This window comes from Streptococcus sp. 20925_1_22 (genome assembly GCF_041431685.1).
Taxonomy (GTDB): domain Bacteria; phylum Bacillota; class Bacilli; order Lactobacillales; family Streptococcaceae; genus Streptococcus.
The window spans coordinates 266,838-290,077 of sequence record NZ_JAPVYE010000001.1 but is presented as its reverse complement, the minus strand read 5'-3'; the positions used below and the strand labels follow the sequence as shown (position 1 = coordinate 290,077).

Annotated in this window: 19 protein-coding genes and 1 pseudogene; 2 read left to right on the top strand and 18 right to left on the bottom strand. The window is 44.4% G+C overall.

Translation table 11 applies throughout. The features are described from left to right. Window positions 1–138: 138 nt before the first annotated feature. From O3621_RS01480 to O3621_RS01410, 15 genes are all read right to left on the bottom strand, one after another. The gene (locus O3621_RS01480) at window positions 139–720 is read right to left on the bottom strand and encodes a hypothetical protein (RefSeq protein WP_371513384.1); all 582 of its coding nucleotides are present in this window, start codon (window positions 718–720) and stop codon (window positions 139–141) included. Then, window positions 713–1,453, bottom strand: coding sequence for an ABC transporter permease (locus O3621_RS01475; protein WP_371513382.1), 741 nt, complete (start codon window positions 1,451–1,453; stop codon window positions 713–715). The genes O3621_RS01480 and O3621_RS01475 overlap by 8 nt, the downstream gene beginning before the upstream one ends. Next, window positions 1,443–2,342 (bottom strand): ABC transporter ATP-binding protein, encoded by a 900-nt coding sequence (locus O3621_RS01470; RefSeq protein ID WP_371513380.1) that lies wholly within the window; start codon window positions 2,340–2,342, stop codon window positions 1,443–1,445. The genes O3621_RS01475 and O3621_RS01470 overlap by 11 nt, the downstream gene beginning before the upstream one ends. A gap of 200 nt (window positions 2,343–2,542) precedes the next feature. Next, on the bottom strand, window positions 2,543–3,913 hold the full coding sequence (gene rlmD, locus O3621_RS01465; RefSeq protein ID WP_371513378.1) for a 23S rRNA (uracil(1939)-C(5))-methyltransferase RlmD: 1,371 nt from the start codon (window positions 3,911–3,913) through the stop codon (window positions 2,543–2,545). An 84-nt stretch (window positions 3,914–3,997) separates the two neighbouring features. Then, window positions 3,998–5,347, bottom strand: a complete 1,350-nt coding sequence (locus tag O3621_RS01460; RefSeq protein ID WP_371513376.1) for an LCP family protein — start codon at window positions 5,345–5,347, stop codon at window positions 3,998–4,000. Window positions 5,348–5,365: 18 nt separating this feature from the next. Beyond that, window positions 5,366–6,199, bottom strand: coding sequence for a prephenate dehydratase (gene pheA, locus O3621_RS01455; RefSeq protein WP_371513375.1), 834 nt, complete (start codon window positions 6,197–6,199; stop codon window positions 5,366–5,368). Continuing rightward, the gene (locus O3621_RS01450; RefSeq protein WP_371513373.1) at window positions 6,196–6,672 is read right to left on the bottom strand and encodes a shikimate kinase; all 477 of its coding nucleotides are present in this window, start codon (window positions 6,670–6,672) and stop codon (window positions 6,196–6,198) included. Before O3621_RS01450 ends, pheA begins: the two co-directional genes overlap by 4 nt. Then, window positions 6,665–7,948 carry a 3-phosphoshikimate 1-carboxyvinyltransferase gene (aroA, locus tag O3621_RS01445; protein WP_371513371.1) on the bottom strand — a complete coding sequence of 428 codons (1,284 nt, stop codon included), beginning with the start codon at window positions 7,946–7,948 and terminating at the stop codon, window positions 6,665–6,667. Before aroA ends, O3621_RS01450 begins: the two co-directional genes overlap by 8 nt. A gap of 131 nt (window positions 7,949–8,079) precedes the next feature. Beyond that, window positions 8,080–8,418: a YlbF/YmcA family competence regulator gene (locus O3621_RS01440; protein ID WP_125352541.1), complete on the bottom strand. Its 339-nt coding sequence runs from the start codon at window positions 8,416–8,418 to the stop codon at window positions 8,080–8,082. Window positions 8,419–8,436: 18 nt separating this feature from the next. Next, a complete protein-coding gene (locus tag O3621_RS01435) occupies window positions 8,437–9,543 on the bottom strand; it encodes a prephenate dehydrogenase (protein WP_371513369.1) in 1,107 nt (368 codons plus the stop codon). A gap of 16 nt (window positions 9,544–9,559) precedes the next feature. After that, entirely contained in the window at window positions 9,560–10,726 is a 1,167-nt protein-coding gene (aroC, locus tag O3621_RS01430) for a chorismate synthase (protein ID WP_314449763.1), read from the bottom strand. A 90-nt stretch (window positions 10,727–10,816) separates the two neighbouring features. Beyond that, a complete protein-coding gene (gene aroB / locus O3621_RS01425; RefSeq protein WP_314449764.1) occupies window positions 10,817–11,884 on the bottom strand; it encodes a 3-dehydroquinate synthase in 1,068 nt (355 codons plus the stop codon). 10 nt (window positions 11,885–11,894) lie between these two features. Next, the gene (locus tag O3621_RS01420) at window positions 11,895–12,749 is read right to left on the bottom strand and encodes a shikimate dehydrogenase (RefSeq protein WP_314449765.1); all 855 of its coding nucleotides are present in this window, start codon (window positions 12,747–12,749) and stop codon (window positions 11,895–11,897) included. Beyond that, window positions 12,739–13,416, bottom strand: coding sequence for a type I 3-dehydroquinate dehydratase (gene aroD / locus O3621_RS01415; protein WP_002906180.1), 678 nt, complete (start codon window positions 13,414–13,416; stop codon window positions 12,739–12,741). Before aroD ends, O3621_RS01420 begins: the two co-directional genes overlap by 11 nt. Beyond that, the gene (locus O3621_RS01410) at window positions 13,413–14,576 is read right to left on the bottom strand and encodes a class I SAM-dependent rRNA methyltransferase (protein WP_371513365.1); all 1,164 of its coding nucleotides are present in this window, start codon (window positions 14,574–14,576) and stop codon (window positions 13,413–13,415) included. The genes aroD and O3621_RS01410 overlap by 4 nt, the downstream gene beginning before the upstream one ends. A 250-nt stretch (window positions 14,577–14,826) precedes the next feature. On the opposite strand from O3621_RS01410, the gene O3621_RS01405 reads away from it, so the two are divergent. Together O3621_RS01405 and O3621_RS01400 are read left to right on the top strand one after the other, a co-directional pair. Then, the gene (locus tag O3621_RS01405; protein ID WP_371513363.1) at window positions 14,827–17,022 is read left to right on the top strand and encodes an LTA synthase family protein; all 2,196 of its coding nucleotides are present in this window, start codon (window positions 14,827–14,829) and stop codon (window positions 17,020–17,022) included. A 129-nt stretch (window positions 17,023–17,151) separates the two neighbouring features. Next, window positions 17,152–17,850 (top strand): annotated as a pseudogene (locus O3621_RS01400) (ISL3 family transposase); the annotation flags it as partial. A gap of 55 nt (window positions 17,851–17,905) precedes the next feature. Here the strand turns inward: O3621_RS01400 and pulA are convergent. Genes pulA through ligA form a run of 3 tightly spaced genes read right to left on the bottom strand, consistent with a single transcriptional unit; the run spans window position 17,906 to window position 23,145 of the window. Next, window positions 17,906–20,203 carry a type I pullulanase gene (gene pulA, locus O3621_RS01395; RefSeq protein ID WP_371513361.1) on the bottom strand — a complete coding sequence of 766 codons (2,298 nt, stop codon included), beginning with the start codon at window positions 20,201–20,203 and terminating at the stop codon, window positions 17,906–17,908. Between the two features lie 23 nt (window positions 20,204–20,226). Further along, window positions 20,227–21,177 carry a diacylglycerol kinase family lipid kinase gene (locus O3621_RS01390; RefSeq protein WP_002914839.1) on the bottom strand — a complete coding sequence of 317 codons (951 nt, stop codon included), beginning with the start codon at window positions 21,175–21,177 and terminating at the stop codon, window positions 20,227–20,229. A gap of 9 nt (window positions 21,178–21,186) precedes the next feature. Beyond that, the gene (gene ligA, locus O3621_RS01385) at window positions 21,187–23,145 is read right to left on the bottom strand and encodes an NAD-dependent DNA ligase LigA (RefSeq protein WP_371513359.1); all 1,959 of its coding nucleotides are present in this window, start codon (window positions 23,143–23,145) and stop codon (window positions 21,187–21,189) included. Window positions 23,146–23,240 lie beyond the last annotated feature (95 nt).

Below are 23,240 nucleotides of genomic sequence, written 5' to 3'. Positions count from 1 at the left end.
ACTTAGATGGTCGTTTTTTATCTAGACGGGGATGTAATAAGAGCCCGAATATTTGAATGAAAGCATTAAACGTAAGCCTACTTTATAATTTTTCAGAGAAAGACTTAAATAACTAGTTCTAAACATATCAATTTACTTTTATTTTTTATTCAAAAATATATCCAACACATCTGCATAGCTAACAAATGGAGCAGGAAATACTAGTCCAGAATAAAATAGCATTATGGTATTAAATAAATTCAATAAGACGGATACTCGTTTAAAGCGTTCTGTTAACTTAATTGCCATGGTATATAAGACAAAAAATACAGCATAATTAAGTATTGACATCAAAATCAAATCCACTAAATGGAACGAGGGTATAAAAAATTTTCCATTAAAAAACATATGCGATAGAATAATTGAAATCAAAAAAATGAGTGTCGACCAAATAAAATAAGTTGTTGATCTAGCAATATAAATCATCATTGGTGTCCGTCTAGTTGTTTTGATATTTGTATATTGATTAGTGCGAATTTCAAATTCCAACTCCTCATTAGCAAGCAATATCACATTAGTTATGGAATAATAAATAAAAAAATAGAGTAGATTTATCGGTTTATCACTATTGAAAATAATAATGATTCCTGTAATAAAAATCATGGAATAAATCACTTCGCAAATACTATCAAACGTGTATCGAACTCTATAATTAAAATATCTTCTTAATTCACTAAACATGGAAAAGGCTCCCTCTTTTTTTAGCAATGTTCAATAAAGTGAAAAATAGGAAAGTTCCAGCTGACCAATAGACTGCACAATAAACTATAATAAAAAAGATACTCTGGTAGGACGGAGAAATAATAAAATTTCTCAAGGCATAGTAAGGGAAAAGCTTTCCTATAAAGCCAAATAAACCACCTAGAGGTGTTAGTATGCCAGTAAAATACAGCATGAAATAAGAAATTAAGGATGTAATGCTAGAAGTACGATTAAAAACGAAGCAGAGGCTTGATAGGCAAAAGCCCAAACCATACATGCTAATAATAGTTAGCATACATGCAGCCAGATTTACAACTAACTTTAAGATACTATCCGGAAAATCAATATCATTTAACGTGGATAAAACGATAAATATAGGTATAGCTTTAACTAGATCCACCAATATCTGAACCATAATTTTAAACATTAAAACATGAAAAACACTCTTACTACTCTGGATTACACTAATCAAAGTTCTGTCATAAAGGTCATCCTCAATAAAAAAAGTTGGATGCGTAATACTATGACTCGTAAAATACCAAGTAAATAATAAACATAACAATAAAAATTTACTTTGTGTATTTTTAAAATATTGAAGATAAGCTGAAACCATTATCAAAATTCCAAAATTTGAAAAAAATAAATTAAATTTAAACTGCATCATCTCCTGCAGCTGCCTCTTTAACTCCCTTCTTATTTCTTTAATCATCATTGATAACCTCATACAATATTTCTTCGATGCTTTCCTCAACTTCTTCAAAAAATATCATCTCAAAATTATTAAAGATATTATTTTTCACCTGACTATCTTTTACTTCAACAATCAACCTTTCATTTTCTACTTGATAAGATAAATCAGGAAACAGTCTCTCAAAAGCATCTTTATCAGAGTCTGAAATACCTATTCTATATTTAACCCACCTAGTATTTTTCCCAAAGATTTCTAAGAAACTACCTTGCTGTATTATTTTCCCTCTACGCATGATACAAATTCTTGTTGATATTTCTTTTGCAAAATAGATATCATGAGTCGTCATGAGGACAATGGTTCCTTTTTCTTGACTGAGAGTTAGTAATAATTTCGCAAACTGCTTTTTGGCAATGACATCCAGACCATTGGTTGGCTCATCTAAACACAATACTTTTGGCTTACAAAGTAATGCAATAATCAAAGACAATTTTTGTCTCGTTCCTTGTGACAATTCGGACACCAAGACATCAACATATGGATGGAAAGCTAGTCTATTAAATAAATCCTCTAATTCTTCCTTAACCTGACTACGCGAACTTTTATTCAAATGTAAAAAGTAATCAATATTTTGATTTGCCGTCAGATATTCATAGTAGCCTCTACCGCTTTCTAATACAAGCTTGACATTGTTATGAATATCTTTCGAAGTATTCTTACTGCCAAAAACAAATACATCACCTGCATCTTGTAACATTAAGCCAGAGATAATTTTTATGAAAGTTGATTTACCTGCACCATTGGTGCCCACTATAGAAACAATCTCTCCTGAATGCGATTCAAAGCTAGGAATGTCCAATACAACTTTACCACGAAAATTTTTCTTTAGATTGCGTACAATAATTTCATTCATGCCTGCATTAACCTCTTTCGATTACTAATACTTTGAACTGTCAAAAATTTAAAAACAAGGACTTTTGAATTACTTTCGCTAAAATATTCCTAGTTTTTCACCAGCAGACCTACACACTCAGCGGTTCGGACTTACCGTATCATTTCGTCGGTTTCCCTCCTCATTCTACGAGTCCTATCCCATGGGCGGAGCATCTACTTCTACTTCGCTGATACCTCAGCTCGAACCAGCAGTGATACCGCCTCAACGTGATGCGTTTGCGGAAATAAATCCACCGGCTGGACTTTCTTCAACTCATATCCTAATTCTTGATAGAGTTTGATATCACGCGCCATGGTTGCGACATTGCAGGAGATATAAGTGATTTTCTTGGGCTCCATGCTGACGCTGGCTTTGATGAAGCTCTCTGTCAGGCCTTTTCTTGGTGGATCAACTAGGATGACATCCGCTTGGATACCCTCTTTGAGCCAGTTTTGGATGGCTTCTTCAGCAGGGGCGCAGACATAGCTAGCATTGGTAATACCGTTGATTGCCGCATTCTTTCGGCTATTTTCGACCGCTTCTGGAATCACTTCCACACCATAGATTTCCTTGACATGCTTCGCGACAGAGAGCCCAATCGTTCCGATACCCGAGTAGGCATCGATAACCACATCATCTGCAGTCAGCTCAGCAAAGTCAATGGCTGTCTGATAGAGCTTTTCTGCCATTTCGGTATTGACTTGGTAAAAGGCGGGCGCAGCAATCTGGAAGTCATTTCCCAGCATCTGGTCGGTAATGTAGTCTTGGCCATAAAGCGTTCGCCAGTCTTTTCCGAAAATCGCATTACCCGGCTGGTCGTTGATATTCTGCATGATGGACTTGATAGCTGGGAAAGCTTCTGTTAAACGCTCTATCATCTGCTCCACTCGGAAGATTTTAGGCCGAGTTGTGACCAAGATTACCATGATTTCCCCTGAATAATGGCCACGGCGAACAACTAGATTGCGAATGAGTCCCGTCTTTTCCTGCTCATCATAAGGTTTGAGGTCAAAGCGACGCAGCAGGTCGCGTGTAAAGAGGATAACTTGGTCAATGACTGGGTCCTGAATATAGAAATCTTCAATCGGCAGGAGGTCATGGGAATTTTTCCGGAAAAATCCTGTTTCCAGCTGGCCATTGACACGGCGGACAGGCACTTGAGCCTTATTACGGTAGCCCAGCGGCTGCTCCATACCAAGTGTAGGCGGCACCTCAACATCAGACAAACCAGCAATCTTATAAAGACTATCCTTGACCTGCTTGCGTTTGAAGTCCAGCTGGGCTGGGTAGTTCAGATGCCCCAAGTCGGCAATCCCCGTACGCAGATAAGCCATATCAAGATTTTCATTGCGCTGGTTTGAAGTACGGAGAAATTCCTCTACCTTGCCAAAGCCGATTTTTTTGTTGACCTTGAGTACACGCATGCGGATGAGCTCACCCGGCAGGGCATTTTCCACAAAGAAAACCAGGCCTTCTGCCTTGGCCACCCCTGCTCCCTCGTGGCTCAGATCCACGATTTCAACTTCAATCACATCATTCTTTTTTAACATATTTTTCTCTTTCTGCTTTATCGCTCTGCCATTTCCTAAAAGAAAAGGCAGGACATCGTCCTACCTTTCATTATATCATATATCTTATCTGAGACCCATTTGCTGCAGTCTTTCTTTATAGGCTTCAAAGTCAATCAAGAGTCCTTGGCCACCGTACATATCATAGGTATCAACCCAGTCGCCATTTTCAGGAATCGTCAGGCGCTCAACTCCATTGCGGGAATCTCCGGCCATAGAGAGACCATTAGTCAATAAGAAGCTGTAAGGCACATTGGTCGAAGTCAAGGCAAAGACCTTACCCAGAGCCTCTGATCCAGTAAAAAGCTTAGTCGGATCCTTGACCTGCTGGAAAACAGCTGTCAATACTTCCTGCTGGCGGCGGGTCCGGCCAAAGTCGCCCTCGTCATCCTTACGGAAGCGAGCATAGTTGAGCAAGGTCCGACCGTCCATCTGCTGCTGACCGACCTTGATTGTTTGATTAGGCACCACACCGTCTTTCATATTCAGGTCATCTGGCACTTCAACTTCTGTCACTTTCTCCCCATCAATCGTTGAGAACTGGGCATTCATACTGACGCCATTTGGGAAAAGGGTGTCAATAGCTGTAGCAAAGGTCTGGAAATCCACCAGTGCATAATATTTGATGTCCAAATCGAAATTATCTTTGAGCATCTGGCGGACATAGTCTGCACCACGGTTGTGGTTTTGCTCCCCAATCGTATAGGCAGAATTGAGCTTTTGGTCATAGTAATCTGCCTGCGACGGATCGGTGTACTCATTGCTGACGCCGTCAATGTGAATGAGGGTATCACGCATAAAGCTGACCAATTTCACCTTGTGATCCTTATTACCAACATTCAAGACCATAATAGAGTCGGTCCGCGTCTCAGTCGAGTCGTCACCAACCCGGCCGTCCGTTCCGAGAATGAGGATATTCACTCCGTCCTTAGTATCCTTGCCGTCAAAAAATTCCGTTTCTGCTGGTTTAGAATTGCCAGTATGAGCTGTCGTCAAGCCTTTGACAAACATGAAAATCATGCCCCCCAAGACCATCAGCAGGAAAATCCCTGCCCAAAGCAGAATTCGTTTCAAGCGGATTTTTTTGCGGGTTTTTTTATGCTTGTCTTGTCCCAGACCAGCTCCTGCCAGAGCTTCAGGCTCCTTCTTTTGCTTTCTGCTGCGAGAAGAACGCTCAGGGTACTTGGGCAAAAGACCAGAAGAATCCATTTCCACTGGCTCTTGCTCATAGGTGTCACTAGCTGTATGCGGCTGCTCTTCATGGTCAGGCACACTGACTGAACCGCCAATCCCCTTGGACTTCTGACGCAGATAGTCAAATTCTTTCTTTTCTTTATCGTTTAGATAATAATAATTTTTGTAGAGATAATCTAAGCGGAGCTGTTCATGATGGCTAAGATTTTCTGGTTTCTTCATCTCTTCTCCAATCTACTGCTACTTGTCCTGAATCAGAAACACACTGTAGCTACCAAAAATTTTATAAGTAATTCCAAGACTTGTCAACTCTTGATAGGCAAAATCCGCCAATTTTTTCTGTTCGTTGTCAATGTCTATAATGAAGAAATATTCTCCCAGAGCCGTTTTTAGAGGCCGGCTCTCAATCTTGGTCAGGTCAATCCCACGCCAAGCAAAGGTCGACAAAGCCTTATAGAGGGCACCAGGCAGATTGTCCGGCAAGGTCAAAGCCAGTGTCTGCTTGTCTCCTGTCTTGGTCAGTTGAAGCTCAGGCACCTCATGACCCAGAATCCAGAAGCGGGTATAATTTTCTTCCATTTCCTGAATGTCGCTGGCCGCTACTTTGAGCCCGTATTCTGCTGCAGCCGTGCGCGGGGCAATAGCCGCAAAATTCTTTTCAGGATGCTCTGCCACAAAACGAGCTGCATAAGCTGTACTAGCCGTGACCTCAATGGCAGCCTGCGGATAATGCTGGCGGATGTATTTCTTTCCTTGAGCAATAGCCTGCGGGTGAGAAAATATCTTCTCAATTGGCTTCTCCAAATCAGTCACTAAAAGCTGCTGCTTAATGGGCTGGACGATTTCAGCCACCGCCTGAATGTCTGCTTGATGAAAGAGATAGTCCAAGGTTTCATGGACACTGCCCTCAATGGAATTTTCCACCGGAACAACCGAGTAATCCACTTCCCTAGCCTCATAAGCCTTCATGACCTCGGTGATATTCTGATAGGGTACCAAGTCCTCAATGGGAAAGGCAGCTTGGGCTACATGGTGAGAAAAGGAGCCTCTAGGACCTAAAAATGCTATTTTCATTGAATTTCCTCAATAATTTCCTGCGGGCTTTTGAGCCTCGTATCGACAATCTGGGTCGCTACTTCCTCATACCAGGCCTGACGCTGATCAAAAATCTTCTGCAAGTCTGACTTGCTCTGGTTTAAGAACAAGGGCCGTTCCTGCTCAGCATCCTGCTGGATTCTCTGATAGAGTGTTTCAAAATCTGCTTTCAGATAGATATTGTCAGCATTCTGAGCCAGTAATCTGCGGTTTTCTGGGCTGACGACTACACCGCCGCCAGTTGAGACGACCAAGTCCGTATCGATCAACTCAGCCAAGAGTTGGGCTTCAGCAGCCCGAAAGGCCGCTTCACCGTGCTGGTCAAAATAGTCCTTGATAGACATGCCCAGCCGCTGGCAAAGCAGTTCATCCATATCGACAAAATCTTGGGCTAAGCCTCTGGCTACTGTGGATTTTCCGGCTCCCATAAAGCCCAGCAATATCTTAGCCATGCATCAAGCCCTCCAAGTCGCTGAAGAAACTTGGATAGCTGGTCTTAATAGCTTCAGACCGCTCAAGTTCTACCTGACCGCTTTGAGCCAACAAAGCAGCAATTGCCGTCATCATCCCGATGCGATGGTCACCCAAGGTGTTGACCTGTGCACCATGAAGAGGTGTTTTTCCTTCGATAATCATGCCATCTTCCGTCGGGGTAATAGCTGCGCCCATGCTATTGAGCGCGTCTGCCACTACCTGGATCCGGTCAGTCTCCTTGACCTTGAGCTCCTCAGCATCACGAATGACAGTCCGTCCATGAGCTTGAGTCGCCAGAAGCGCAATAATCGGCAACTCATCAATCAAGCGTGGGATAATCTCGCCGCCAATCTCAGTGCCCTTAAGCTCAGACGTCTCAACGGTGATGGTTGCAGACTTGGCTACTTGATCGACATCTGACAGCGTCATCCGTCCGCCCATAGCCTCTATCACTTCTAGAATCCCTGTACGAGTTTCATTGATGCCGACATTTTCTAAAACAATCTTAGAGTCCGGTACAATCAATCCAGCCACCAGCCAGAAAGCCGCACTGGAAATGTCACCTGGAACCGTCACTTCCTGAGCAGTGAATTCCTGACCACCCTGAATGCGAATTTCCTTGCCCTTGACCTCAATCTGCCCACCAAACTGGGCAATCATATCTTCTGTATGATTACGGGTGATTTCCTTTTCTATAATAACCGACTCTCCCTGAGCCTGCAGAGCAGCAAAAATCAAGGCCGACTTAACCTGAGCAGAAGCCACTGGCAGCTGATAATGAATAGACTTCAGTTCCCTACTGCCCTTCATCTTGAGCGGTGGTAAATCACGCTCAGTCCGACCAGCAATCTCGACTCCCATCTGCCGCAGAGGAATGGTCACCCGATCCATAGGGCGCTTGGATAGACTGTCGTCACCAAACATCTCCGCTTTGAAATCCTGACCGGCCAAAACACCAGAAATCAAACGGATAGACGTTCCAGAATTGCCCATATCCAGCTTATTTTTCGGTGCTTGCAGGCCTTCAAATCCTACGCCATGAATCTTGACTAAATTTCCATCGTCCTCAATCTGCACGCCTAAGTCACGAAAAACCTGCATGGTAGACAGCACATCTTCTCCTCGCAAAATGTCGCGAACAGTAGTGACCCCCTTGGCCAAACTGCCAAAAATAATGGAACGGTGGCTGATAGATTTATCTCCAGGTACGCGGATACGGCCCTTCAGGCCTCTTACATTGATTGATAATTTCATAGGTGACCTCGTACTTTCCTTTGTTGCTTCTTATTTTATCATAAAAAGACCAGAAATTCTTAAAATTTCTGGAATCCTAGCTAAAGCAAAAAGAATCCGAGTATTCATCCCAGATTCTTCTTTTTAATAGCCTACTTAAGCAAATCCTGCACTGGATCAAAGATGATACGCTCAATGTCCGCTAGATAGATGGACAGTTGCTGCTGCTTATTGAAAAATTCAGAAAGAACAGCATTGCCCTGAATCTTCTCGCCAAAGGAAGTCATCTTGTCCTGCACCTCCTGAGTAGGTACCTGACCAGTCTGAGCCAGCTGTTGCAACTCTTGCTGGAAAGCCAGATAATCTGTAAAAATAGCCTTCGCTTCGCTATCAGCATCTACTGCTTTCTTGCTTTCTGCGACTGCTTGGTACTCAGGCAAATCACGCAGATTTCTGCTCAGTTCATTGGCTAAATCATAAATATTTGACATAGAGTTCTCCAATCTATATTAGTCTTCGGACACTAGGTAATCCGTATTTTCTCTTACTATTGTAGCAGATTTTTCCAAATCTTGGTGATTTTTAAAGGTGATTTGCAGAATACCGTTGATATCTTCTCGGTTTTCCTCGTTAATCCGAATATTGACGACAGAAATTCCTCGCAGGAGTTCCAAAATACCCAAAATCGCATCTTCTTCGTCAGGCACTTCAATAAAGAGGTCATAAAAGCTATCCACACCAGCTCGTTTATGAATTTCCATCTGCTTGCGACTCTGCCGTCCTCGGTCAAAAAATTTCCAGATAGCTGTCTCGTCCTTAGCCTCAATCGCTGCGGCAACCTTGTCTAACTGGTTTTTAAAATCTTCCAGCCGCTCCAAGATAGCTTGAGGATTTGTCAAGAGGATAGAGGTCCACATACCCGGCTCACTCTCCGCAATCCGCGTCATATCGCGAAAACCACCAGCTGCAAAAGACTGGGTCAGCTCATGCTCTTGGCTATAAGCTGCCGCTTGCTCCATAAGGCTGGAGGCTAAGATATGCGGAAAATGGCTGATTTGACTGGTCACTCGGTCGTGCTCGGCTGCGTCCACTTGGATAAAGCGGGCATGAAGACCACTCAGTAAGTCTTTCATTTCCTCAAGTGTACCTGGCTTGGTCAGACTAGAGGGCGTGAAGATATAATAGGCATTTTCAAAGAGAGTGACATGAGCAGCCTTGGCTCCGGTCTTGTGACTTCCAGCCATGGGATGAGCACCAACAAAGCGGACAGCTTTATTTTGCAGATATCTTTCTGCGGCCGCCACAATTTCCGATTTAGTTGAGCCTGCATCTGAGATGATAACATTTTCCTTCAGGTCCAGCTCCGCTAGTTCCTTGATAAATGCTATGGTCTGTTTGATAGGCACAGCCAGAATAATCACATCAGCCAAAGGAGCAAAGGCGGCAAAATCATCCGTTACCCGGGCTACCATTCCACGTTCTAAGGCAACCCTGCGTGATTCCTCACTGCGATTATAGCCAAGAATCTCTATCTCAGGATGAGCTCGCCTGATGCCCAGAGCCAAGGAAGCTCCAATCAGTCCCAGACCTGCGATATAGACTGTTTTTCTCTCCATGCCCTTCTCCTTACTTCTAAAAGTTCTTGACAAATTCCCGATGGCGGGCTACCGCATCCTTTAGTTCTTCCAGATTGTCCGAAGAAAACTTCTCCAGAACTTCGGTGGCTAAAACTGTTGCCACCACGCTTTCCATGACAACACCTGCCGCTGGCAGAGCCGTAGGATCGCTCCGTTCCACTGTCGCCTTATAGGGCTCGTGGGTCTCAATATCAACGCTCATCAGTGGCTTGTAAAGGGTTGGAATGGGCTTCATGACACCTCGCACTACGATTGGCTGACCATTGGTCATACCGCCCTCAAAGCCGCCTAGATTATTGGTTCTGCGAGTGAAGCCTTCTTCCTCAGACCAGAGGATTTCATCCATGACTTGACTGCCCTTGAGACGGCCGGCTTCAAAGCCCACGCCAAACTCAACTCCCTTGAAAGCATTTATGGACAAGACTCCCTGAGCAATTTTGGCATCCAGCTTCTTGTCCCATTGGACATAGGAGCCCAGACCGACCGGCACACCACCAACGACAGTCTCAATGACACCACCGATGGTATCCCCGTCTTTCTTAATCTGATCAATGTAGGCCTTGATCTCTTCTTCGCGCTCGGGATTGACAATGGAAACCTCTGACTGGGCAGCTCTTTCCTTGATTTCTGATACAGTGAGCTGATCTGGAACATCAATATCAATGCCTCCGAAGGTTACGATATGGCTGGCTACCTCTACACCGATTTCTTCCAGCAAGCGCTTGGCTACCGCTCCGACTGCTACACGCATGGTCGTTTCGCGGGCAGAAGAACGCTCCAGAGAATTTCGCAAATCGTCAAAGCGGTATTTCATACCACCAACCAAGTCCGCATGGCCAGGGCGTGGTTTGGTAATCTTGCGCAGCCCTTTTTTCTTTTCATCCACATCTGCCTCGCTCATAATCTCCAGCCACTTCTGATGATCCAGGTTCGTGACATTGAGGGTAAGCGGGCCGCCCATGGTCAAGCCATGGCGAACCCCAGACGTAATCTCGACTTGGTCGCTCTCAATCTTCATGCGAGCACCGCGACCGTACCCACCCTGACGGCGCTTGAGCTCAGCATTGATATAGTCAGCTGTCAGAGGAAGACCAGCCGGCACTCCCTCAATAATAGCTGTCAGGCGTGGTCCGTGGGATTCTCCTGCTGTTAAGTATCTCATACATTTTCTCCTATTTCTGGGATGGAAAGATATGGACAACTTGTCTATTTTTATCCAAACTGTCCAATCGTCTTAAACTCCATCTGGCACTTATTTCTTCAGAAATTCTTTCATCTCTTCCAGCGGAATCTGGTGAATACTAGCCGACCCTAGCTCGGGCACCAGTACTAGTTTGATAGAGTTGCCTCGTGCTTTCTTATCGTGGATCAGAGCCTGATAGAGAGCATTCTCATTCCAAGGCTGGTAATCCACCGGCAAGCCAAACTTCTGACACATACGGATGATATCTTCTGTAATCCCGGCTGGCATGAGGCATTTCTTTTCAGCGACTCGAGAAACCTGTACCATGCCAATCGCCACAGCTTCACCGTGCATGACTTTTCCGTAGCCTGCTGTTGCTTCAATAGCGTGCCCAATAGTATGGCCGAAATTCAGATAGAGGCGAACGCCATTATCCAGCTCGTCCTCGACCACAATCTTACGCTTGACATCGCAGGAATGGTAGATGATGCTCTCTGCATGCTCCAAAATCGACTCTGGACTGCCATCCATTTTTGACAGCTCATCCCAGAGTTTCTTATCCTCAATCAAGCCGTACTTGACTACCTCGCCCATACCTTCAATCAGTTCCCGCTGGCCCAAGGTATCCAAGACTTCTGGGTCAATCAGAACTCCGTCAGGCTGGGTAAAAGTCCCGACCATATTCTTGGCCCAAGGCGTATTGACACCTGTCTTACCACCGATAGAGGAGTCCACTTGAGCTGTCAGACTAGTCGGAATCTGCACGAAATGAACGCCCCGCATGTAGGTCGATGCAACAAATCCTGCCAAATCACCAACAACGCCGCCACCCAAGGCAACGATCCCGTCGCTGCGGGTCAGACCAACCTTGACCAAAAACTCATAGACCTTGTTGACCGTCTTTAAGTTCTTGCTGGCTTCACCCTCCAAAAAGTCAAAGACCAAGGCCTCAAACCCAGCCGCTTCCAAGCTCAGCTTGACCTTTTCCGCATAGAGTCGAGCCACTCGATTGTCCGTTACGATGACTACCTTTTGAGGCTGCCAAAGCTGACTCAGCCAACTTCCAGCCTGAGATAAAGACCCTTTTTCGATGAGAATATCATAGGGATGATGCGTGAGATTCACATTTAGTTTCATAAGCGCCTCCTTATTTATACAATTCTTCTAAACACTGCAAAATTTCCTGACTAGGCATGGTTTTACCAGTCCAAAGCTCAAAGGCTTCTGCTCCCTGATAGAGCAGCATACCAAGTCCGTTGACCGCTGTGACATTTTGATTTCTGGCCCATTTGAGAAAGGGCGTTTCAAAAGGTTGGTAGATAACATCCGCAACTAAAATCTGGCAAGGCAGCTCAAGCTGTTCAGGCAGGGGCATGCTGATACCATCCATTCCTAAACTAGTCCCATTTACCAGAAGGTCTGATTGGTTGATTTTATCCTGCAAGCTATCCACATCTTCCAAGGTTAGTACCTGGATCCGACTCTTGGTTTGGTGGCTGATAGCTGCTATCTTTCTGACAGTCTTCTCATAGGAGGCTTGCCGAGTAAAGACGAAAATTTCCTCTGCTTGGTCCAAAGCTGCTTGAGCAATAATAGCTGTCGCAGCTCCACCTGCTCCCAAAATCGTCATTTTTTTGCCCCGAATAGCAAAAGAAGGCAAGCTCTTAAAAAATCCCTTGCCATCTGTGTTATAACCAACTAAAATTCCATTTTTATTCACAACCGTATTGACCGCCCCGATAAGGCGGGCGCTGACATCCAGCTCATCTAGATAAGGTATCACTTCCTGCTTGTAGGGCATGGAAAGATTGACACCAAACATATCGTATCTGCGGATATTTTCTATACTGGCCTGCAGATCCTTCGCTTCTACTTCCCAAGCTAGATAGACACCATTGACACCAGTCTTTTCAAAAGCCATATTGTGAATAAGAGGAGAAATACTGTGCTTAATTGGCTTAGCAACCACAGCAGCCATGCGGGTGTGCCCATTAATTCTCATTCAAAATCTCCTGGATTTTCTTCATATTGCTCAGGGAAATCTGACCAGGTGCTGACGCCATATCCTGACTGGCAAATGACCAGCTGGAACCTGTCAAATCAGCCGCAATGCGTGAAATCTTGCCGACTTTTCCCATGGAAATGGTGACAAAATCCTGCTCAGGATTCAAAGTCTTGAAACCGCGAGTATAGTTCATCAAGTCCAGCACATCCTGCTCATTGTGAGCCATGACAGAAACCTTGACCACCTTAGGGGTCAGAGAAGTCAGCTCAGACAGGATTTCCATCATATTTTCAGGCGTCTCCTCAAAGTTATGGTAGCTCAGCACCAGATTAGGAAACTCAAGCATTTCTTCAAATTTCCCCTTGTGAGAGAAGTATTCAAAGTCAATATAGTCAGGCTGGTAAAAACCGGCTACTTCCTTGATGAGAGCTACGTATTCATCATCGGATAGTTCGATTTCTCCACCTTCCTGACGAGTCCGCAAGGTGAAAATCAATTCACGTCCGGCAAATTTTTCAAAAATAGCTGGCGCAACATTTAAAATGTCATCCTTGGCCAGAAAATCTGCCCGCCATTCAATAATATCCGCATCTTCGTAGCGTGATACATCAATTTCTTGAGCTTCTTCTAAACTCTTGGGCATTACAGAAACGACTAATTTCATTGGTCCACCTTTATTGTAAATACCTTGAGGTAATTACTGCTCCCGTCTTTTTTATTATAGACAAAGTCTGCTGGCAAGCCATACTCCGCAAGATAGCGGTGCTTTCTGCCGGCAAGACCTTTTTCAATTTCTTGTTTAAACTTACTTTTGGAAAGATTGGCTGCATTGGTACTTAAAATCATGATTCCCTGAGGATTCAGAATTTCCAAAGCTTGTGCAACAAAACGATGATAATCTTTAACAACTGAGAATGTTCGCTTTTTATTTCTAGCAAAGCTGGGCGGATCTATGACAATGACATCAAAGCTTAGATCATGACGCTTAGCGTATTTGAAATAATCAAAGACATCCATCACCTGAAAGCGATGCTGATCCAGTGTCAGACCATTGGCCATAAAATGAGCTTCAGACAGCTCACGGCTGCGCTTGGCCAAATCAACTGATACTGTCTGACTGGCGCCGCCCATAGCTGCTGCTACTGAAAAAGCTGCTGTGTAGGAAAACATATTGAGTAAACTTTTACCAGCAGCCAGACCATCTACCAGACTTGCACGCACATCGTGCTGATCCAGAAAGATACCGGTCATAAGACCGTCATTCAGAAAAACCTGATAGCGAACACCATTCTCCAAGACTGTGAAGGTTTCCGGTGCTTCCGCTCCATAGAGATGAGCCGATTCATAGTCCAAACCCTTGAAACGAATCTTTTCATAAACTCCCTGAATCTCTGGGAAAACCTTAGCGAAGGCTGTCAGAATCTGCTCCTTGATAGCAAAGACAAAGTCATTGTACCAAGAAAAAAGCGCAAAGTCATTGTAGAAATCCACCGTGAAGCCACCAAAGCCATCCCCCTCTTGATTAAAGAGTCGAAAGGCTGTCATGTCAGCCGAATGAAAATAAGTAGAACGTCTGCTCTTAGCCTGCTCAAAGAGGCCTTGAAAAAAATCCGAGTTCAGCTCTACCTTCTTCTGGGAAACCAGCCAGCCTACTCCCTTATTCTGCGGAGAGAGATAAGCTGTGCCTAAGAACTTTCCCTGACGGTTTTGCAGCTCCACACATTGATTCTGAAGCGAAAGAGCGCCAAAATCCTTTTTATCTAATAAAAGAATGCCCTTTCTCAGTTTTTCTTCTGCCTCTTGACTAACAGTAAGTTTATTCATAAATTATATTATACCAAAGATTGTGAAAATTCTCAAAACATATTTTACATTTGAGTTAATAAAAGATTTCACAAACAAGTGCAAAACGACTATAAACCTCTCTATAGAGAGGATAAGGCTTTTATAGAAATATTACAATTTCGCCGATTTAAAATATCTCAAATGCGGCTCAAATTTTCCTTAACTGGAGAAATTATGTTATACTTAGAGGAGAAAATTTTTAGGAAATAAGACAAGGAAGTAACTTTTTGTGAAAAAAATAACCAAGAATTTACTCAATTTCATGAGTACGAGACTAGGTTTTGTCTTGATTTTACTGGTCCTCTATTGGATAAAAACCATGTGGGCCTACACGATTGATTTTAACCTTGATATTCAAGGTGCCTATCAAGTATTTTTAGCTATTATAAACCCTTTCCCTATCAGCCTCTTGCTGCTGGGACTGGCACTTTATGTAAAACGAACCAAATTATTCTACAGCCTAGCCTTCGGAATCTATCTGCTTCTCTTTGCTTGGCTGGTATCTAACTCCATTTACTATCGCGAGTTCAGCGACTTTGTTACAGTCAATACCATGCTGGCTTCTAGCAGCGTTTCAGCTGGACTTGGGGAAGCAGCACTTGAGCTCTTCCGCCCTTGGGATATTCTTTATCTGATTGATTTCCCGATTTTGGCCTTCTTATTCTTTAAGAAATACATCCGCATGGATGACAGGCCTTTCAATAAACGCGCCAGCTTTGCTGTGACATCCCTGTCTGCCATGCTATTCTCAGCCAACCTTTTCTTGGCTGAAATTGACCGGCCTGAGCTCTTGTCACGTGGATTTTCCAACTATTATGTTGTTCGTGCTCTGGGCTTGCCAGCCTTTCTAGGTTACAGTGCTAACCAGACATATACCGCCAATCGTGAGCGCTCCAAAGCTTCTGAAAAAGACTTGGAACCAGTAACAGAATATATCCAATCCCACTATGCGGAACCAAATCCAGAATATTACGGGATTGCCAAGGGTCGCAATGTCATCTACGTCCATCTGGAAAGCTTCCAGCAGTTCCTGATTGACTATAAGCTGCAGGCAGATGGGAAAGAGTACGAGGTGACACCTTTCCTCAATTCCCTCTACCACTCCAATTCGACTCTGGCTTTCTCTAATGTCTTCAACCAGGTCAAGGCTGGTAAGACTTCTGATGCTGAAACCATGATTGAAACTGGGCTCTTCGGTCTCAATCAAGGATCCTTCATGGTCAACTACGGTGGTACCAATACCCAGCAAGCTGCACCTTTTATTCTTTCCAAAAATGGCGGCTATACTTCTGCTGTTTTCCATGGAAATACAGGAAGCTTCTGGAACCGCAATACAGCTTATAAGCAATGGGGTTATAACTATTTCTTCGATGCGTCTTACTTTACCAAGCAGGACGACACCAACTCCTTCCAGTACGGCTTGAACGATAAGATTATGCTGAAAGATTCCATCAAATATCTGGAACACCTGCAGCAGCCTTTCTATGCTAAATATATCACGGTTTCCAATCACTATCCTTACACGACTAGCTTGATTGGTGACGAGATTGGCTTCCCGCTGGCCAAGACCAAGGATGAAACCATCAACGGCTACTTTGCCACTGCCAACTATCTAGATTCTTCTGTCAAGGCCTTGTTTGACTATCTCAAAGAATCCGGTCTCTATGACAACTCTATTATCGTTCTCTATGGAGACCATTTTGGAATTTCCCAAACCCGTAATCCTAACTTAGCCCCTCTTGTAGGCAAGACTTCTGAGACTTGGTCCAACTACGACAATGCCATGATGCAGCGCGTACCATACATGGTAGTGGTGCCTGGCATGGACAAAGGAAAGATAATTGATACTTACGGCGGTCAAGTGGATATGCTGCCAACATTGGAGCATTTGCTGGGCATTGACTCTAAGAACTACCTTCAAGTTGGACAAGACCTACTGTCATCTCAGCATCAGCAAATCACAGCTTTCCGATCCAGCAATAACTTTGTCACTCCAAAATACACTAGCTTCAACGGACGGACCTACTACACCCAGACCGGTGAGGAAATTACCAATCCAGACGAAACCATCAAGAAAGAGCTGGATGAGATTCGTAATGCCGCCAATACTCAGCTGAAGATGAGTGATGCTATTCAAACCGGTGACTTGATTCGCTTCTACAAGGGAAATGACTTGAGCAAGGTCAACCCTAAAGATTACTCTTATCTTAATTCAATGAAAGCCTTGTTAGCTATTGAAAAAGAAAAAGGCGACCAATCAACCAGTCTTTACTCCAAGCGAGGCAATGTCTCCACTGTGGACTTATTTAATTCGCCAAGCTACCGGGCACTGCATCCAGAGCAGTTCCAAACTAGCAGCAGCGACGAAGACAGCAGTCAAGAAGACTCAAGCTCTTCCAGCTCTAGTTCCACAGCCAATCCATAGGTAGCAAAAGCCTTAAGTCCAATGGACTTAAGGCTTTTCAGGCTCTATAATTTCTGTAGTGGGTAAAACCGCTGTAGGAATGATGGAGTCTATTTGTTGTAGAAAAAAGTCCCATAAGACCTATAATGAAAAGCAACGATTCGCAATCATTTCCTTCGTTATTCTAAACAGGTGAGAAGCCTAGTAAAAGTCATAACCATTGACATGTTTAGCCCCTACTACGATATTGCCAGAAAACTATTTCCTTCAGCTAAAATCGTCCTCGATTGATTTCATATTGTACAACATCTCAGCCGGTCTATGAACCGTCTTCGCATCCAAATCATGAATCAGTTGGATAGAAAATCGTACAAATATAAGGCCATCAAACGCTACTGGAAACTCATTCAACAGGATAGTCGAAAACTAAGCCATAAACGTTTTTATCGTCCAACTTTTCGCATGCACTTAACTAATAAAGAGATTCTTGAAAAGATTCTCTCGTACTCTCAAGAACTCAGAGAACACTATAAACTCTACCAACTCTTACTTTTTCATTTTCAAAAGAAACAAGCTGAACATTTCTTTGGACTCATTGAAGATAACATTTCGTGTGTGAAGCCTATCTTTCAAACTGTTTTTAAGACCTTTATGAAAGATAAGGACAAGATCTTGAACGCGCTGGAACTGCCCTACTCAAACGCAAAACTAGAAGCTACTAACAACCTCATCAAGGTCATCAAGCGAAACGCTTTCGGCTTTCGGAACTTTGACAACTTTAAAACTAGAATCCTCATCGCTTTGAATATCAAAAAGAAGAGGACTGATTTAGTCCTCTCCAGATTATAACTTTTCATCAACCCACTACAGTTGACAAAGAGCCGCTTTTCATGTAGCTAATAACTTATTGAATAACTTCAAAAACAGAAACCGTCAGATTTTCAACATAGAAAGGCTTCTTATGACGGCTATTGCCAACTACAAGGCGCAGCTTATCTGCATTAGGCAGATAGTAAGGCAGGCCGCTGGCATTAAAAATGACTTGATAATGCTTGTCGTCCTTGATTTCGAAGATAATCAAGCCACTGCCCTGCTCTGCTGATTGGACAAAGACATGCTTATAAATGTCTTCATAGGTCTGATAAGAAAAGGCCTTGCAGCTTGTCTTGAGGCGAATGGTGTCCTTGATAAAATCAATACTCTCTTGATGGTCCTGCAAAATATCCCAATTCACCTGATTGACTGCATCTGGCGCATTGTAGCTGTTCATAGCCCTTTCGCGATCACTGTGAAGAACTTGGCCGTCTTCCTCCGTAGCTACAAGCTTGGTGCGGGAAAATTCCTGTCCCACTTCCATGAAAGCCATACCCTGCATGAGCAGGTTCATGGCAGTTGCCAGCTCAATCCGCTTGGTGCGAGTCAGAACATCATCATCAGGATGCAGCTCCGCAAGCAAATCATGCAGATTGAAATTATCGTGTGCCTCAACGTAGTTAAGAACTTGATCAGGACTGAGATAGCTGCCTAGCTCACTGCTGCCAAGGATAGACTTAGCGACGATATCCTCCGTCGCCTGACCACTAACAAAACCAGCCTTGATGCCACCATAAACTTCTGCACCTTTGACCGCATCTCGCTCTGTATCATTGAAAAATCCAATCCGCGGCAACTGATAAGCATTGTCCTTTTTGGCCTTGTCTTCTGGCCTCAAGCCCGTTCCCATATCCCAGCCTTCTCCATAGAGCAGGATTCTCGGATCCACCTCATCCATAGCTTGACGGATGGCATTCATCGTTTCCACATCATGAATTCCCATCAGGTCGAAGCGGAAGCCGTCTACATTGAACTCCTTCACCCAGTAAAGCAGAGAGTCAATCATAAACTTGCGAAACATTTCGTGCTCGCTGGCCGTCTCACTCCCCACTCCAGTTCCATTTTGGAAAGAGCCGTTAGGATTCATCCGATAGTAATAGTCCGGTACCGTAGCTTGGAAAGCAGAATCATAGGTCGAGTAGATGTGATTGTAGACAACATCCAATGTCACAGAAATCCCCGCATCATGGTAGGCCTGAATCATCGTTTTCAAATCACGAATGGCCTGCGCAGGATCAGCAGGATTGCTGGAAAAGCTGGTCTCCGGAGCATGATAATTCTGCGGGTCATAGCCCCAGTTGTAGATCAGCTCTCCATTTTCATCATAGTCCTTGTGACGATCAGACACGGGCTGAAGTTGGACAACATTAACGCCTAAATCGCAGATATAGTCAAAGCCTGTCTTTTGCCCACGATGATTGGTAGAGCCTGTTTGACAGGCTCCCAAGAAGGTCCCGCGCAGCTGACTATCCACGCCTGAAGTCTCCGACTTGGTCAAATCCCGAATGTGCATCTCATAAATCACCGCCTGATTGGGATTGTCCAAACGCCAGACAGCTTCTTTGCCTTGCCGAACTTGAAAACCAGCTACTTCTGTCTCATCTGCTCCAAGAATCGCTGATCGCTTGCCATCTGGACTGGTCGCAACAGTATAGGGATCGCGAGTATAGAAATTGCGGTATTCAAAGCTAACATGGTATTGATAAGTTTTGCCGGTCAAGTCTTCTGCTATTTCAGTTGACCAGACACCGATGGTATTTTCCTTATGGTCGTGAGAATATCGGTCTCCTTTTTGCATTGGGAAGATTTTATAAACAGGAGCTTGATTGTCAGCCGATTCATAGACTACCAGCTCTACCTTCCTAGCTGTCGGTGCCCAAACCTTGAAAGTATGTGCGCCGTCCGTCTGACGGTGTCCCAACCAGCCTTGATAGCCCCAGCACTCATCGAAATAGTCTGTTCTCAGGGCCATATCAAAGTTATGAGGACGCCGGCGTGAATACTGGTGACTCGTCGTTGCAGCCTGCAAGGAATAATAAACCTGCGCATCCCCCTCAATCAGCCAAATTTCCGTCACCAGATGAGGAGGCAACAGATCAATATGATAGTCACAGGACTGGCTAGACCAGTCTGAGCGTTTGATAATCACATGAGCGTGATTTAAGGGCTCCCATGTCTCAAATGATAATTCCCCCTGAATACCAAAATAATCAAGTTTGGAAAAGGCTGCTTCCTTTCCCCATTGGTTTATTTGCCACTGCCACATATCATAGGAGAAATAATCTCCAGTAGGATTGTGGTAATGGACTAAGACTTTATAGTCTAGCATGTTCTTTCATCTCTTATCTAAAATTATTCTATTGAAAGGGCTGTCTGACTGATTTCGTCAATATTGGCAAAAAATTCCAAATGTCCGTGCAGCACTTCCAGTTCAACAGGCGTATCACCGCCGTATTCTCCATCCAAATTCAGCATAAATGGACCTTTTTTATCTAAAACTTCCAGCTGCAGCTTGCTTGTTTTGAGGTATTCTACATTGATATCGCCAACGTGCTGACCGCCATTGATAGCCTGCATCATCAGACTCAGCATGTCAAAGAGATTAGCTGTCTTGACCAAAATCAAGGTAAAATTCCCGTCGTCTAATTTAGTGTCTGGCGCTAGCTTTTCAAAACCACCGATAGAGTTGGTCAGAGCCGCAAACATCAGCGAAATCTTCCCTTCAAAGACACCGTGGTCGTGCTTAATACGAACCTTGCGGAACTTAGAGCGAGGGAGCTTTTTTGCTCCTTCTGCGACATAGGCAAAGTAGCCTAGGCGGGATTTGACCTCGCTAGGTACGCTGTAAGTTAGCTCTGTCAAGGTTCCAGCTGCCGCAATATTTATAAAATACTTGTTACCATAGGCCCGGCCAATATCCATTTTAATGGTCTGGTTCTTTTCAATAATGCGGGCTGCCGCTACTGGGTCTCCCATGGGAATCTTCAGAGCACGCGCATAATCGTTGGTTGTGCCAGTTGGGATAAAGGCCAATTTAGGCCGTTCATCCAGATTCGCCACGCCATTAACTACCTCATTGATGGTACCGTCGCCGCCTGCCGCAATAATCAAATCAAATCCTGCTTTTGCTGCTCTTTCAGCTTCTTTTTGAGCAGAAAGAGGCGCTGGAGTAGTTTGGTAGGCGCTGGTTTCATAGCCCACATCCTCCAAGACATCCAAAACTTCCGCAATATTTTTCTTAATAATTTCCTGTCCCGAAGTCGGGTTATAAATCAATCGTGCTCGTTTAATCTTATCCTTCATACTTCAGCCTCATAAGCTATCAAGCCAATCTTCATCCCGAATTTCAATTCCTAACTCCTGAGCCTTGTCCAGCTTGCTGCCGGCATCTTGGCCAGCCACTACCAAATCCGTTTTTTTAGAAACAGATCCAGAAACATTAGCACCCAGACTCTGCAATTTTTCTTTAGCTTGATTGCGTGTCAATTTTTGTAATTTACCAGTCAAAACAACCGTCATACCTGATAGGGCTGCATCAGCCGCTGCCTTTTGCCCCAGATAGTCTAGATTCACACCTGCTTCCTGCAGCTCCGCCAAAAGAATCTGAGAGCCTTCCTGCTCAAAATAGGTATGCAGGCTTTGGGCAATCACAGTTCCAAGACTGTCAATAGCCGCAATCTCTTCTTGGCTGGCCTGAGACAGCTTAGGAATATCATGGAATTTCTCCAGCAAAATCCGACTGGCCTTACTTCCCACATGGCGAATCCCCAAGCCGAACAAGAGACGTTCAGCCGAGTTTTCCTTGGAAGCTTGAATAGCAGTATACAATTTATTTGCTGATTTTTCCTTAAAGTTTTCTAGTTCTAGTAAATTTTCTACCGTCAGCCGATAGATTCCAGCCACATCCTTGACTAGATTTTGAGCAAAGAGCTTCTCTACCACTGCTGGACCAAGGCCAGTAATGTTCATGGCATCCCGGCTGGCAAAGTGAATCAAGCCCTCCTTGATCTGGGCCGGACAGAGAGGGTTGATGCAGCGCAGAGCGACTTCATCTTCAAAGTGCACTAGCTCACTCTCACAGCTCGGACAGTGACTTGGTATTTCCAGAGTCTCCTCTGAGACACGCTTGGACTCAACCACTCGCAAGACAGCAGGAATAATATCTCCCGCCTTATAGACTATAACTGTGTCTTTCTGACGAATATCCTTCTCCGCAATATAGTCCACATTGTGCAAAGTTGCTCGGCTGACAGTCGTTCCCGCTAGCTGCACTGGCGTCAGATTAGCTGTCGGAGTCACAACTCCCGTCCGCCCCACTGTCCAGTCCACAGACAGAAGCTGAGCTTCCTTTTCCTCAGCCGGAAATTTATAGGCGATGGCCCACTTAGGTGCCTTGACAGTAAAGCCAAGCTCCTCTTGCACCGCCAAGTCATTAACCTTGATGACAATACCGTCAATTTCATAAGGCAGGCTATCCCGCTCCTCAGCGATCTTTTCGATAAACTCCCAAACTGATTCAATAGAGTCCGCCAGAATATGAGTAGGATTGACTGAGAAGTCCAAATCTGCCAGCTTGTTTAAGACTTCTTCTTGGCTGCCAACCTGAGTCGGACTAGCTTCTTGGTAGAGGAAGGTTGCTAGATTGCGCTTGGCCACAACTGCTGTGTCCAGCTGGCGCAAGGTTCCCGCTGCCGCATTGCGGGGATTGGCAAACTCAGGCTCACCGTTCTCCTGCCGCAGCTGATTGACCGCATCAAAGGAAGCCTTAGGCATGTAGCACTCTCCTCGAACGGTAATGTCCAGCGGCTCTTTCAAGGTCAGAGGAATATCCTTGACCCGCTTGAGATTTTCAGTGATGTTTTCACCAACAGAGCCGTCCCCCCGAGTCGCTCCTGCTACCAAAATTCCCTTTTCATAGGTCAGGGAAATAGAGAGCCCGTCAATCTTGAGCTCACAAAGATAAGAGACCTGAGGAAACTCCTTACGAACTCGCTGGTCAAAGGCTAGTAATTCTTCACGTGAAAAAGCATCCTGCAAACTAAAGAGAGGATACTGATGTGGATATTTTTCAAATCCTTCTAAAATCTTCCCACCCACCCGATGCGTTGGGCTATCAGGTAGGATATCGGTTGGGTACTTTTCTTCTAACTCCGCTAACTCACGATAGAGTCTGTCATACTCGCTGTCCGATACACTTGGCCTGTCTGCCGTATAATATTCATGGGCATATCGGTTGAGCAATTCTACTAATTCTGACATTCTTTCTTTCATACTTCTATTTTATCACAAATACACAAAATCTTCCTCTATTTGTTCCGAATTCTTCCTAAAAAACAAGAGGATATGAAAAGAGCGGAAATTCCGCT